The organism is Achromobacter sp. DH1f (genome assembly GCF_000633435.1).
Classification (GTDB): Bacteria; Pseudomonadota; Gammaproteobacteria; order Burkholderiales; family Burkholderiaceae_B; genus Achromobacter; species Achromobacter deleyi.
The window spans coordinates 663026-676391 of sequence record NZ_AYMF01000010.1 but is presented as its reverse complement, the minus strand read 5'-3'; the positions used below and the strand labels follow the sequence as shown (position 1 = coordinate 676391).

Here is a 13366-nt window from a genome sequence, read left to right as displayed (position 1 = left end):
CCAAAACTGACAAAAACGAAACGCGGCGCCGCTCAGCGATAGATCGCGGCGACCGGCTTCTCGCCAACGCGGGCGTAACCGCGGTACATGCCTTCCGTGTTGAACGGCAAGGCCACATTGCCCTGGGCGTCGACGGCCACCAGGCCGCCCTTGCCGCCGATGGTGGGCAGTTTTTCCATGACAACGCGGTCCGCCGCCGTTTCCATCGAAGCGCCGCAATATTCCATCTGGGCCGCCACGTCATAGGCGGCGACCATGCGGATGAACATCTCGCCGGTGCCCGTGGTGGACACGGCGCAGGTCTTGTTGCTGGCGTAGGTGCCAGCGCCGATCAACGGCGCATCGCCGACGCGGCCGACCTGCTTGTTGGTGATGCCGCCGGTGGACGTGGCCGCGGCCAGGTTGCCCTGGGCGTCCAGCGCCACCGCGCCGACCGTGCCGAACTTCTTGTCCGAATCCAGCGGATCGGCCGGGGCCGGCTGGCCGCGCGCGACCATGGCCTGGCCGTCGTGGTCCAGCACCGCGGCTTCGGGCGTTTCGCGCTGCACGCGCAGCAGTTGCTCGCGGCGCGCTTCGGTCGAGAAATACGACGGATCGACCAGTTCCAGGCCCGCGTCCTTGGCGAAGGCTTCGGCGCCCTCGCCCACGAAGAACACGTGCTTGCTGGTTTCCATGACGGCACGCGCGGCGAACACCGGGTTGCGCACGCAATTGACGTTGGCGATGGCGCCCGAACGCAGCGTGGCGCCGTCCATGATGGCGGCGTCCAGTTCGTGGGTGCCGGCGCTGGTGAACACGGCGCCATGGCCGGCGTTGAACAGCGGGCAGTCTTCCAGCAGGCGCACGGCTTCGGTGACGGCGTCCAGGGCGCTGCCGCCACGGGCTAGCACGGCCTGGCCGGCGGCCAGGATGGATTCGAGGGCGCTCAGGTATTCCTGTTCTTTCTCGGGCGACATGGCCGCGCGGGACATTGCGCCGGCGCCACCGTGAATGGCAATCACGGGTTGAATCATCGTTTACCTACTCCATGGATGAGCCACGGCATGACGGACTGGGTCACCCCAGCGGCGGCCGCGACGGAATTCTTGGCCCGATAGGCCACCGCGGCCGACAGGGCTTCGATCAGCCCCAGCGCGGCGGTTTCGGAATTGGGGATCAGCTGGCGCGCGGAAAACGCGTACAGGACGACGGATGCCGTGGGCGCCAGCGGAGATGTGGGTTTGTCGGTCAGCACCAGCACCGGCACGCCGGCTTGCTGCGCGGCGCCCGCCAGGGTCACGGTGTCGGCCAGATAACGCGGGAAGCCGATGGCGATCACCAGGTCTTTGCTGGTCATGCGCGACATCTGGCGTGCGGCGTGCGACACGCCGCCGGGGCCGGCCAGCGATTCGACCGAGTGCAAGTGCATGCACAGGCCCCGCTGCAGCAGCCCGGCCAGAAAACCGCTGGCGCCGAAGCCGATGATGAAGACGCGCTCGGCGGCCAGAATCGCTTCCACCGCCTGATCACAGGCGGCCGAGTCCAGCGATTGCAGATTGCGCTGGGCGTTGCGGATGTCTTCTTCGAGCGTAGCGGCAAAGATCTGCACGGCGCTGGCCGAATGCGCCAATTCCGTGCGCAGCTTTTCAACGGGTTCCAGCGCGGCTTCGAAACCGCGTGCCAATTCGGCGCGAAATTGCGGGTAGCCCGGCAGGTCCAGGGCGCGCGCGAAACGGTTGGCCGTGGCCACCGAGACGCCCACCGCCACCGCGAATTCGTCGATGGTCATCGTGGCGACGCGAAACTGGTGCGCCAGGACGTATTCGGCCATCTTGTGCTGCGTGCGGCTCAGCGCGGGCTGGGCCCGGGCGATCCGATCAGCGATCGTGAGTACGGCCTTGTTCATCGGGGTGGGGAGCGGGAGAGTAGCGGGCGATTGTGTAAATCTGTTTACACATAAATTTTAGATAAGAAAATTCATTTTCATACTAAGGGTATACCCGTGAATTTATGTAACAGTGCACCAAAAGAAACGGGGCCGGTTTGAGGTACGCTATTTGCCCCGCCTTCACTCCCGATTTCCGGAACCTTCCGCATGCCCGCCTGGATCTGCAAACCCCACGCCGAACTCACCCCCGCCGAGCTTTACGCCATCCTGCGCCTGCGCTCGGAAGTCTTCGTGGTGGAACAGAATTGCGTCTTCCTGGACATGGACGGCAAGGACCTGCTGGGGCAGACCGAGCACCTGATGGCCTGGCAGGACGGCGCCCTGCTGGCCTACAGCCGCCTGCTGGAACCCGCACTGAACGACGGCCAGGCCGTCATCGGCCGCGTGATCACCGCCCCGGCGGCCCGCGGCACCGGGCTGGGCCACGAGCTGATGCGCCGGGCCAAGGCCGAAGTGGCGCGCCTGTGGCCCGGCCAGCCGGTGTACCTGGGCGCGCAGGCGCGGCTCAAGGGCTACTACGGTGGCCACGGCTTCGTGCCGGTCACCGAGGAATACATCGAAGACGGCATCCCGCACGTGGGCATGCTGCTGCAAGAGGCCGCCTGACACGGCACACCGCCTTTTTTTTGCGCAGGCCCCAATGAAAAACGCCCCTTGCGGGGCGTTTTCGTTTTCGGGGCAGCGGCGTTTACTTGACCGCCGACACGTCCAGCTTGGCCTGCGTCTTGGACTGGATTTCGTCCACCGTCACGCCCGGCGCCGTTTCCAGCAGCTTCAGGCCGTTTTCGGTGACTTCCATCACGCCCAGGTCGGTGATGATCAGATCGACCACCCCCACGCCGGTCAGCGGCAGGTTGCATTCGGGCAGCAGCTTGATGTCTTCGGTGCCGTCTTTCTTCTTGGCCACGTGTTCCATCAGGACCACGACGCGGCCGACGCCGGCCACCAGGTCCATTGCGCCGCCCATGCCCTTGACCATCTTGCCCGGGATCATCCAGTTGGCCAGGTCGCCCTTTTCGGACACCTGCATCGCACCCAGGATGGCCAGGTTGATCTTGCCGCCGCGGATCATCGCGAACGAGTCGGCCGACGAGAAGATCGACGAGCCAGGCAGCGTCGTGACCGTCTGCTTGCCGGCGTTGATCAGGTCGGCGTCGACTTCGGCGTCGGTCGGGAACGGACCGATGCCGAGCAGGCCGTTTTCGGATTGCAGCCACACTTCCACGCCCTTGGGCACGTGGTTGGCAACCAGGGTCGGCAGGCCGATACCCAGGTTCACGTAAAAACCGTCTTGCAGCTCGCGCGCGGCGCGCGCCGCCATTTCATCGCGGGACCATGCCATGTCGTGTTCTCCTTAGGCCGGGCGAGTGGTGCGTTGTTCGATGCGCTTTTCCGGCGTGGCGTTCAGCACGATCCGGTGCACATAGATGCCGGGCAGGTGGATCTGGTCGGGGTCCAGGCTGCCGGTGTCGACGATTTCTTCGACCTCGACCACCGTGAACTTGCCGGCCATGGCCACGTTCGGATTGAAGTTGCGCGCCGTCTTGCGGAACACCAGATTGCCGCTGCGGTCGGCGATGTGCGCCTTGACCAGCGACACGTCCGGCACCAGCGAACGTTCCATCACGTATTGCTGGCCGTCGAATTCGCGGATTTCCTTGCCGTCGGCGACGATGGTGCCCACGCCGGTGCGGGTGAAGAAGGCCGGGATGCCGGCGCCGCCCGCGCGCAGCTTTTCAGCCAGCGTGCCCTGCGGCGTGAATTCAAGTTCGAGTTCGCCCGACAGGTACTGCCGTTCGAATTCCTTGTTTTCGCCCACGTACGACGCGATCATCTTGCGGACCTGGCGCGTATTGAGCAGCTGGCCCAGGCCGAAGCCGTCGACGCCTGCGTTATTGCTGATGCAAGTGAGATCCTTCACGCCCGAATCGCGCAGCGCGGCGATCAGGGCTTCGGGAATGCCGCAAAGGCCGAAACCGCCCACGGCGATCATCTGGCCGTCTTTGACGATGCCTGCCAGCGCCTCTTGGGCGCTTGCAAAAACCTTGTCCATCGCTCCAACTCCTAATTAAGGTCGAACTGAAGAGAGTCTCGCACGGCGGCGAGCCCTGTTTTTCCTTAAGGCGCGGCTGCCGGTGGCGCTTGCCGGCAGCATCGCAGCGGGGCCCGATGCCTGCCGGGTCGCGTCGCCGAGGGTGGCGCGCCCTTTTATTTCTATTATGGTTTGCGCTTGATTTTAACGGCATGCCCGGCAAATGCGTGCGCTGTTTCAAACACCGCCACAAAGCCGGACCGACCGCCAGGCGCGGCGCTACGCCGCCGGCTGGAACTGCGTGGCCATCTTGGCCAGCACTTCGGGCGGCCACGGTGCGGACGTATTGGCCACGTAATCCATCCAGACCAGCACGTTGCGGCCGCGCGCGTAGGGGCCGGCATCGTCGCCGACCTTCTCGAGCAGCAGTTCGAATTCGGCGCTGGAGCGGCCGATGCGGGTGACCTTGTGCGTGACCCGCACGGTCGCCGGATAGGTCAAGGGGCGCAGGAAATCGCAGGACGCATGCGCCAGGATGGCGCCGTCATTGGCCGGCAATTCGAAGCCCGCGTCGTACAGGATCTGCATGCGGGCCTCTTCCATGAGGCGAAAGTACAGCGTGTTGTTGAGATGGTTCAAGGCGTCGGAGTCGCCCCAACGCAAGGGCAAATCCACATGATGGGTATCGCCCACCGCCAGAATCCGCGCAGACTGAGTGTCCGGGTTCACCAATTACTCCTGATGGCTGAAAGAAATGCGAAGACGTGCAAGGCCTCCGCCTGCAATACAATCGCCGATAATACTTCCAGCCATATATGGAATACATACGGGGAGCTTTGCAATGTCTGAACGCGAGTCGATGGAATATGACGTGGTCGTGGTTGGCGGGGGACCCGCCGGCCTGGCCACTGCCATCCGTCTGAAGCAGCTGGCCGCTGAGAAAAACCAGGAGATCGGCGTCTGCGTCCTTGAAAAGGGCGCCGAGCTGGGCGCGCACATCCTGTCCGGCGCCGTCATGGACCCGCTGGCGCTGACCGAACTGATCCCCGACTGGAAAGAAAAAGGCGCGCCGCTGAACGTGCCCGTGACGCAGGACAAGTTCCTGTTCCTGTCGCAAAACGGCGCGCGCGCCACGCCGAACTGGCTCTTGCCGCCCTGTTTCCACAATGACGGCAACTACATCGTCCGCCTGGGCGACGTCGTCAAGTGGCTGGGCGAACAGGCCGAAGCGCTGGGCGTGGAGATCTTCCCGGGCTTTGCTGCGGTCGAAGTGCTGTACGACGAAAACGGCGCCGTGCGCGGCGTGGCCACCGGCGACATGGGCGTAGCCCGCGACGGCAGCCATACCGACCACTACCAGCCCGGCATGGAACTGCATGCGCGCTACACGGTGTTCGCCGAAGGCGCGCGCGGCCAGCTCGGCCGCCAGCTGATCGACCGCTACAAGCTGGACGACGGCCGCGACCCGCAGGCCTACGGCATCGGCATCAAGGAAATGTGGGAAGTCGACCCGGCCCAGTCCAAGCCCGGCCTGGTGATCCACACCGCCGGCTGGCCGCTGGACGCCGACACCTACGGCGGCTCGTTCCTCTACCACCTGGACAACAACCTGGTGGCCGTGGGCATGATCGTCGGCCTGGATTACGCCAACCCGTGGCTCTCGCCGTTCGACGAATTCCAGCGCTACAAGACCCACCCGGCCATCCGCGGCACCTTCGAAGGCGGCAAGCGCATTGCCTACGGCGCCCGCGCCATCACGGCTGGCGGCCTGCTGTCGCTGCCCAAGCTGACCTTCCCGGGCGGCGTGCTGGTGGGCTGTGAAGCCGGCTTCCTGAACGCCTCGCGCATCAAGGGCAGCCATGCCGCCATCAAGTCGGGCAAGCTGGCTGCCGAAGCCGCGTTCGACGCGCTGGTCGCCGACCGCCGCCAGGACGAACTGGCCGCCTACCCCGACGCCTTCAAGGCCTCGTGGCTGCACGACGAATTGAACAAGGCGCGCAACTTCAAGCAGTGGTTCAAGAAGGGCCGCACCGTGGCCACGCTGATGACCGGCATCGAGCAACTGGTGTTCAAGGGCAAGATGCCGTGGACCCTGCGCCACAGCAAGCCCGACCACGCCTGCCTGCAGCCGGCGTCGCAATGCGCCCGCATCGACTACCCCAAGCCCGATGGCAAGCTGACCTTCGACAAGCTCAGCTCGGTGTTCATCTCGAACACCAATCACGATGAAAACGAGCCTGTCCACCTGACGCTGAAAGACCCGTCGGTGCCGGTGCAGGTCAACCTGGCCAAGTACGGCGGCCCGGAATCGCGCTACTGTCCGGCCGGCGTGTACGAATTCGTCAAGGACGACCACGGCGACGACCGCTTGCAGATCAACGCGCAGAACTGCGTGCACTGCAAGACCTGCGACATCAAGGACCCAACCCAGAACATCGTCTGGGTGGCCCCGCAAGGCGGCGAAGGGCCCGTCTACAGCGGCATGTGACCGGCGCCGCGCGACATGGCTGAACGCGTGCTCTTCATCGGCTGCGGCGACCTCGGCCAACGCGCGGCCCGCCTGTTGCTGGCGCGCGGCGACCAGGTCTATGCGCTGCGCCGCCATCCGCCCGCGGACGACGCCAGCGGCATTCACTGGCTGCAAGGCGACATCACGCGGGCGGACGGCTTGCCCGCCCTGCCGGCCGGCATCACCCGCGTCATCCACGTTGCCACCGCCGGGGCACGCGATCCCGCCGCCTACCGCGGCGTGTTCGTCGATGGCCTGAACCGCGTGCTGGACGCGCTGGATACGTCCCGGGTCGAACGCGTGGTGTTCGTGTCGTCCAGCGCAGTCTATGGCGAGCACCACGGTGACTGGGTCACCGAAGACACACCGCCTGCGCCGCAGGGCTTCAATGGCCGCATCCTGCTCGAAGCCGAAGCGCTGCTTGCCGCACAGCCGCTGCCCCACACCACGATCCGCTTTGCCGGCCTGTACGGCCCCGGCCGCCTGCAACTGATCGAACGCCTGCGCACAGGCGCTGCCGGCGCGCCGACCCAGCCGCCGCATTGGGCCAACCGCATCCACATCGACGACGCCGCGGCCGCCATCGCCCATCTGGCGCTGCTGCCCGACGCACAATCGGTCTACATCGGCTGCGACGACACGCCGCTGCCGCTGCATGTGCTGTACGCGGACCTGGCCTGCCTGATCGGCGCCCCCGCGCCCGCCGAAGCGCCCGCGCCCGCCAACATCGGCAGCAAGAAACTCAGCAATGCCCGCCTGCGGGCCAGCGGCCTGACCTTGCAATGGCCGGATTCGCGCGCCGGCTACGCCGCGTTGCTGGCCGACGCCGCGCAGGCATAGTTCGGCCTCTGGCGAATCGTTGCCGCGCGAACGCGGGGATACTGGGGCATTCCTCTTGCCGAGTGCGCCCCATGATCGCCGTGATATTCGAAGTCGAGCCCGCCGAGGGCAACCCCGATCCCTATCTGCGCATTGCCGCCCGCCTGATCGATGAGCTCAAAGCCATCGACGGCTTCATTTCGGTCGAGCGCTTCCAGAGCCTGACCACGCCAGGCAAGCTGCTGTCGCTGTCGTTCTGGCGCGATGAAGAAGCGGTCAAGCGCTGGCGTTCGCTGGAATCGCATCGCCAGGCCCAGGAGGCCGGGCGCGGCGGGGTGTTCGCCCATTACCGCTTGCGGGTGGCGCAGGTGCTGCGCGATTACGGCATGCACGAACGCGACGAAGCGCCGGGCGACAGCCGCTTGCGGCATGGCTGAGGCCGGCTGGCCGCTCGCGGTACGGCTGCGGGGGCCCACCCGCTCGCAGCGCGGGGCGGATCAGGCCTGGACGCGCGCCGCCTGGTAGAAGCAATAGCCGCTGTTGCGCAAGGTCTTGACCGGCAGCGCCTGCCCGCAGGCCGCTTCGACGCGGCGGCGCAGTCGCCGCATCTGCGTATCCAGGCGGCGCTGGTCGTAATCGAGGTAGTCGGCCCCCAGCGCTTCGACGATCTGCCGGCGGCTGATGTTTTCGCCGGGCTGATCCATCAGGCAGCGCAGCACCGTCAGGTCTTGCTGGGACAGCGGCACGGCGGGTGCGCCAGGAATGAGCAGCCGGCGCGGGCCGACATCCAGCACCCACGGGTCAGCCGTCTGCCTGGCCGGCGCGCGCGGCAGGCCCAGGCGGCGCACCAGCGCCGCCAGCGTGGCCGCCAGTTCATCCAGATCGCAGCCCTTGCCCAAGTAGTGGTCGGCGCCCATGCCCAGCCCCATGATCCTGTCCGGGCTGGTCTGGCGTGCACTGAACACCACGATGCCCACTTGCTGGCCATCGCGGCGCAGGCGCTGGATCAAGTCCAGGCCGCAACCATCCGGCAAGCCGATGTCGATGACGGCAAGGTGGTGGCGGCTGGCGTCAAAGCCCTGGTCGAATTCCTGCAGGCTGGACACGCACAGCGGCGCGTAGCCCAACGCTTCGAGAAACTCGCCAAGCTCTTGACGCAGCACGGGTTCGTCTTCGAGAAGAATGACTTCAAGCATGTAGTGCGGCTGCGGATTCCCCCGGCCCTGATGTAATCTTGCCGGCTGCACGGGAATCATGACTTGATGAGACGGAATCATTATCCCACGGCACATGCGTGGCTGTGGCTGCTGGCATTGTTGTTGGCGGGCATGGCGGCCACAACCCCGGCTCGCGGCGACACGCTGCACCTGGATGGCCAGGTCCGCATGCTGTATGCGGGCGGTCACCTCGAACGGCTGGACGACGCCAGCGGCAAGCTCGGCGCCGCGGATGTCGCCCAGGCCAGCGGCTGGACGACGCTGCCCGACAGCCTGAGCGCCGGCTTCACGCCCGCGGCGGTGTGGCTGCGCCTGCCGGTGCAGGTGGATCGCATCCCGCAGGGCGGATGGATGCTGCGCCTGAGCAACGCGCTGCTCGATGACGTGCGGGTCTATATGGGCCAGGACGGCTATTGGACGTTGCTGGGACGCAGCGGCGAAGACCTGCCGCGCCAGGATTGGCCGGTGGACTATCGCAGCCCCGTGATCTCGTTCGAACCGCCCGCCCCCGGCAACTACGTGATCCTGGTGCGGCTGCAAAGCAAGAACGCGCTGGCGACCCGGCTGGAAATCTGGCAACGCCTGGCCTACGACAACCAGTCGCGCCGCGAAGGCCTGATGTTCGGCCTGTACTTCGGTTTCTACCTGCTGCTGATCTGCGCGCACGGTGCTTTCTGGCTCGTGACGCGCGCCTCGATGAGCGGCCTGTTCCTGGCCTACATCGGCAACTGCGTCTTCAACGAAGTGCTGTCGCTGGGCCTCGTGCAGCAATTGACGGGCCTGCCGGTGGGTTGGAGCGACCGCCTGCTGGGCGTGGGTATCGCCATCAGCCTGCCGGTAGCGCTGCGCGTCGCCTTCCGCCAGTTGAACCTGGCTGCGCTGTATCCGCGCGCGGTGCGGTGGCTGGATCGGATCTTCTGGGCCATCGCGCTGGTCTGCTCGGCGCTGGTCGTGTCCGGCCACTACGCCTGGGGCGTGCAGCCCATCCAGACGCTGGCGCTGCTGGTGATCGTCGGCTTCTCGACCCTGACCGCCTACCTGCTCAAGCGCGGCTGGCAGCCGGCGCGCTTTTTCGCGCTGGCCTTCGGCGTGTTCTACATCAGTGTGCTGATCGCCTTCCTGCGCAACCTGGGCGTGCTGCCGGTGAATACGTTCACCGAATACGTCTCGACACTGGGCACGATGCTGCACATGCTGCTGCTCAGCCTGTACATCGTGGGCCGCCATGAGCGCCAGCGGCGCATGCGCGAACGGCAGCAGGCCAACCTGGCCGCCGACCTGGCGCGCCAGCACAGCCAGCGCCTGGAAAAGGAAGTCGCGCTGCGCACGATCGAGATGCAGAACGAGATCGAGCGCCGCGTCGAACTGGAAGGCGAGCTGCGCACCTCGCTGGACAAAGAGCGGCAGGTGTTCGCGGAACAGCGCGACTTCGTGGCCATGGTGTCGCACGAATTCCGCACGCCGCTGGCGATCATCACCACATCGGCCCAGCAACTGGGCCGCAACCTGGCTGCCCCGGCCGAGAAAACCCTGGCGCGCTGCGGCAACATCCGCGATGCCGCCGTGCGCCTGCTGGCGCTGGTGGATGAATACCTGACCCACGACCGCATGCGCGAACCGCGGGCCGACCTGCGGGTGGCCCGCTGCGACGTGCCAGCCATGCTGGCCGACCTGGAACGGGACTTCGCCCCCGGCCGCATCCAGAACGAGTATGGCGCAGGCGACCATGTGCTGGATTGCGATGCCAGCATGCTGCACATCGCCCTGCGCAACCTGCTGGCGAATGCCGACCGGCATTGTGCCGAAGGAGGCAGGGTGACCGTCTCGGTATGCGCCCGGGACGACAGGCTGCACATCGAGGTCGCCAACCCCGGCCAACGCATCCCAGCCGACGACCAGGAACGCCTGTTCCAGAAATACTATCGAGGCCAGAACGCGTTGCGCCATCCGGGCGCCGGACTGGGCCTGTATCTAGTGAAGGCCATTGCCGAACGGCTGGGCGGCACGGTCGTCCTGGCTGGCGCCGGCGGCGACGAACCGGTGTGCTTTCGGCTAAGCCTGCCGCATCACGCCGCGGGGTGAGTCACCGCTTTGGCTACCCCGCCGATGTCGGCTGTCGACAATATGTTGCGCGAAAGCATCTATTTGTATCTTTACCGGGATTTCCAGGAAAGAGTAATTTCAGCCTTTGTCGTTCATTTCATCAACATTTATCATTCATTTTCTCGTTTTATTCACTGCCTTACAAAGCGCTCAGATTTGCTCAGATTTGACGATGCAATGATCGGTATATTTCAGACACGAAATTTACATGGTCGATCCACATGCATCCCCGCTTCCAACTCACCCCCCTGGCGCTCGTCCTGGCCGTCAGCTTCTCGCCCCTGGCGACGACGTCTGTTTTCGCGGTTGACCTCAACGGCACGACGCAAAGCGGCAACCTCACGAATACCGGCACCGACGTCTCCATCAACATCATCAACGGCGCCACCCTGCGGGGCAACGTCATCAACAATGGCACCGTGTGGAACTCGGCCACCGGCGGCTCGGGCATCAAGGTCGACGCGTCGACCGTGGACGGCTCGATCCGCAATGAAGACACCCGGCAGGTGACCGGCGATTCCGCCATCAGCATTCGCAATGCCAGTTCGATCACGGGTGACCTCATCAACATTGGCCGCATCTCCGGCAGCTTCGGCACGGGCGTGGGCATCGAGGTGACCGGCGGCAGCACGATCAGCGGACGCATCGGCAACAGCGGCACCATCGACGCGAGTATCGTGGTGTCGGGCGCGACAGTTCGACGCGGCATCACCAACACCGGCACCATCAACAGCAAGATCGATGGCGTCGCGGTGGATGTGTCCGGCGCCAGCACGCCCATCAGCATTGCCAACACGGGCACGATCAACGGCATCGTACGGCTGGGCTCGGGAACGCTGGACATCAACGGCGGCAGCATCACGGGCGCCGTCGAAGGCAGCGCCGGCACTGTCAACATCAACACCGACTACACCCCGCTGGCCATCATCCGCGGCCGCGACGTCACCGTGGCCAGCTACGCCACCTTGACGATGGGCGCCTTCGAAGTGAAGGGCCTGCTGTCGGTCGCCGGCACGCTGGCCGGCTCGGGCGAAGTCGGCCCCACCACGCTGTTGGCCGGCGCGACCCTGTCGCCCGGCACCGCCAGCGCGCCGGTCGGGACGCTGCAGATCAACGGCGACCTGACCTTCGACGCAAATTCGACCTACCGCGTCGACGCCACCGCCGACGGCAGAAGCGACAAAGTCCATGCGCTGGGCGTGGCCAACCTGGCCGGTTCCGTACTGCACGTGGGGTCCGGCGGTACTTACGCCGCCTCCACCGCCTACACCATCCTGACGGCGGACGGCGGCCTGAACGGCAGCAAGTTCACTGGCGTCTCCAGCAACCTGGCGTTCCTGGACCCCAAGCTTGCCTATAGCGGCAACGACGTCGTGCTGAAAGTCGATCTGAAGACCGTGCCGGTCGATCCGGGCACGCCCCCTGTCGATCCGGTCACGCCGCCGGTCGACACCGCCACGCCGCCCGCCACGCCCGGCAATTCGGGCGGCGCCACGCGCCCCATCGAGTTCGCCGACCTGGCCGTGACCGGCAACCAGCGCTCGACCGCCCGCGCCCTGCAAAGCCTGCCGACCACCAATGCCCTGTACAGCCGCGTGCTGAACCTGCCGGAAGGCGCACCGGCCGGCGTGTTTGCCGACCTGGCGGGCGAATCGCACGTCAGCACCGTTTCGGCGATGCAGAACGTGACCAACAACGTGGTGAACCTGCCGCTGGCCCACCTGCATGCCAACATGAACGCCGGCTGGGTGCCTGGTCCGGCCACGGCCCAGGTCGGCCGTGGCGACGCGTCCGCGCTGCCGCGCTCGGCGGCGCAACCCATGTGGGCCCAGGTGTTCGGCAACTGGCGCACCATGGACGGCAACGGCAACGCGGCCAAGGCACGCGAAACCGACGCCGGCCTGTTCGTCGGCGGCGACCATGGCATCGGCAACGGCTGGCGCCTGGGCGGCGCGCTGGGCTACACCAGCAGCCGCATCACCGTGAGCGACCGCTCGGCCAAGACCGACGTCGACAGCTACAGCGCCATCATCTACGGCGGCAAGGCCTTCGAAGCCGGCGCGGGCAAGCTCAATGTGAGCGGCGGCGTGGCCTACACCTGGCACGACGTCAGCAGCAAGCGCAACATCAACGCCGCAGGCCAGTTGCAAGCCCTGAAGTCGGACTACAGCGCCAGCACCGGTCAGGTCTTCACCGAGGTGGGCTACGCCATCCCCCTGAACGACCGCGTCACGCTCGAGCCGTTCGTCGGCGCCGATTTCAGCGACCTGCGCACCCGCGGCTTCTCGGAATCGGGCGGCGACGCCGCGCTCAGCGGCCGCAGCAACAGCAACAAGGTGGCCACCACCACGCTGGGCCTGCATGCGCAGACCACGTTCGACATGGGCCAGAACGCCGCCCGCCTGCGCGGCACGCTGGGTTGGCGCCATGCTTACGGCGACGTCAATCCGGAAACCACGATGTCGTTCGACGGCAGCCAGCCCTTCACCGTGGCCGGCACGCCGCTGTCGCGTGACGCGGCCGTGGTGGCGCTGGGCGTGGACATGGCCATGAGCAAGAACGCCACGCTGGGCCTGGCCTACTCCGGCCAGTTCGGCAACGGCAACCAGCAGAACACGGGCACCGTGAACGTCAGCTGGCGCTTCTAAAGGCAAGTTCGCTGGATATCCGCGCGCAAGCGCGGATATCGCTGGAGAGGCCTGGTGGGCCACCGGGTCTCTTAGGGCGTACCCACGCAAAGGGGTACGCCCTTTTTTTTC

General features: G+C 66.1%; 12 protein-coding genes. 6 read left to right on the top strand and 6 right to left on the bottom strand.

Features of this window, described 5'->3' with window-relative positions:
• Positions 1-32: 32 nt before the first annotated feature.
• Together U858_RS0110835 and U858_RS0110830 are read right to left on the bottom strand one after the other, a co-directional pair.
• Positions 33-1013, bottom strand: coding sequence for an isoaspartyl peptidase/L-asparaginase family protein (locus U858_RS0110835; protein ID WP_025137178.1), 981 nt, complete (start codon positions 1011-1013; stop codon positions 33-35).
• Complete coding sequence (locus U858_RS0110830) at positions 1010-1885, bottom strand: MurR/RpiR family transcriptional regulator (protein ID WP_025137177.1); 876 nt, start codon at positions 1883-1885, stop codon at positions 1010-1012. The genes U858_RS0110835 and U858_RS0110830 overlap by 4 nt, the downstream gene beginning before the upstream one ends.
• A gap of 189 nt (positions 1886-2074) precedes the next feature.
• Here U858_RS0110830 and U858_RS0110825 point away from each other — a divergent pair, with 189 nt between their 5' ends.
• A complete protein-coding gene (locus tag U858_RS0110825; RefSeq protein WP_025137176.1) occupies positions 2075-2533 on the top strand; it encodes a GNAT family N-acetyltransferase in 459 nt (152 codons plus the stop codon).
• 82 nt (positions 2534-2615) lie between these two features.
• Here U858_RS0110825 and U858_RS0110820 read toward each other — a convergent pair whose 3' ends face one another.
• From U858_RS0110820 to U858_RS0110810, 3 genes are all read right to left on the bottom strand, one after another.
• Positions 2616-3269: a CoA transferase subunit B gene (locus U858_RS0110820; protein WP_025137175.1), complete on the bottom strand. Its 654-nt coding sequence runs from the start codon at positions 3267-3269 to the stop codon at positions 2616-2618.
• Between the two features lie 12 nt (positions 3270-3281).
• Positions 3282-3980, bottom strand: coding sequence for a CoA transferase subunit A (locus tag U858_RS0110815; protein ID WP_025137174.1), 699 nt, complete (start codon positions 3978-3980; stop codon positions 3282-3284).
• Positions 3981-4238: 258 nt separating this feature from the next.
• A complete protein-coding gene (locus U858_RS0110810; protein ID WP_025137173.1) occupies positions 4239-4688 on the bottom strand; it encodes a thioesterase family protein in 450 nt (149 codons plus the stop codon).
• Between the two features lie 112 nt (positions 4689-4800).
• On the opposite strand from U858_RS0110810, the gene U858_RS0110805 reads away from it, so the two are divergent.
• The 3 genes from U858_RS0110805 to U858_RS0110795 all read left to right on the top strand — a co-directional run bounded on the left by U858_RS0110805 (position 4801) and on the right by U858_RS0110795 (position 7724).
• Positions 4801-6447, top strand: coding sequence for an electron transfer flavoprotein-ubiquinone oxidoreductase (locus tag U858_RS0110805; RefSeq protein ID WP_029953725.1), 1647 nt, complete (start codon positions 4801-4803; stop codon positions 6445-6447).
• A gap of 15 nt (positions 6448-6462) precedes the next feature.
• A complete protein-coding gene (locus U858_RS0110800) occupies positions 6463-7308 on the top strand; it encodes an NAD(P)H-binding protein (RefSeq protein ID WP_025137171.1) in 846 nt (281 codons plus the stop codon).
• Positions 7309-7379: 71 nt separating this feature from the next.
• Complete coding sequence (locus U858_RS0110795; RefSeq protein WP_025137170.1) at positions 7380-7724, top strand: antibiotic biosynthesis monooxygenase; 345 nt, start codon at positions 7380-7382, stop codon at positions 7722-7724.
• Between the two features lie 60 nt (positions 7725-7784).
• Here the strand turns inward: U858_RS0110795 and U858_RS0110790 are convergent, their stop codons facing one another.
• Positions 7785-8483, bottom strand: coding sequence for a response regulator transcription factor (locus U858_RS0110790; RefSeq protein WP_025137169.1), 699 nt, complete (start codon positions 8481-8483; stop codon positions 7785-7787).
• A 66-nt stretch (positions 8484-8549) separates the two neighbouring features.
• Between U858_RS0110790 and U858_RS0110785 the strand changes: the two genes are divergently transcribed.
• A complete protein-coding gene (locus U858_RS0110785) occupies positions 8550-10586 on the top strand; it encodes a sensor histidine kinase (RefSeq protein WP_029953724.1) in 2037 nt (678 codons plus the stop codon).
• 242 nt (positions 10587-10828) lie between these two features.
• Complete coding sequence (locus U858_RS0110780; RefSeq protein ID WP_025137167.1) at positions 10829-13255, top strand: autotransporter outer membrane beta-barrel domain-containing protein; 2427 nt, start codon at positions 10829-10831, stop codon at positions 13253-13255.
• The last annotated feature ends 111 nt before the right edge of the window (positions 13256-13366 follow it).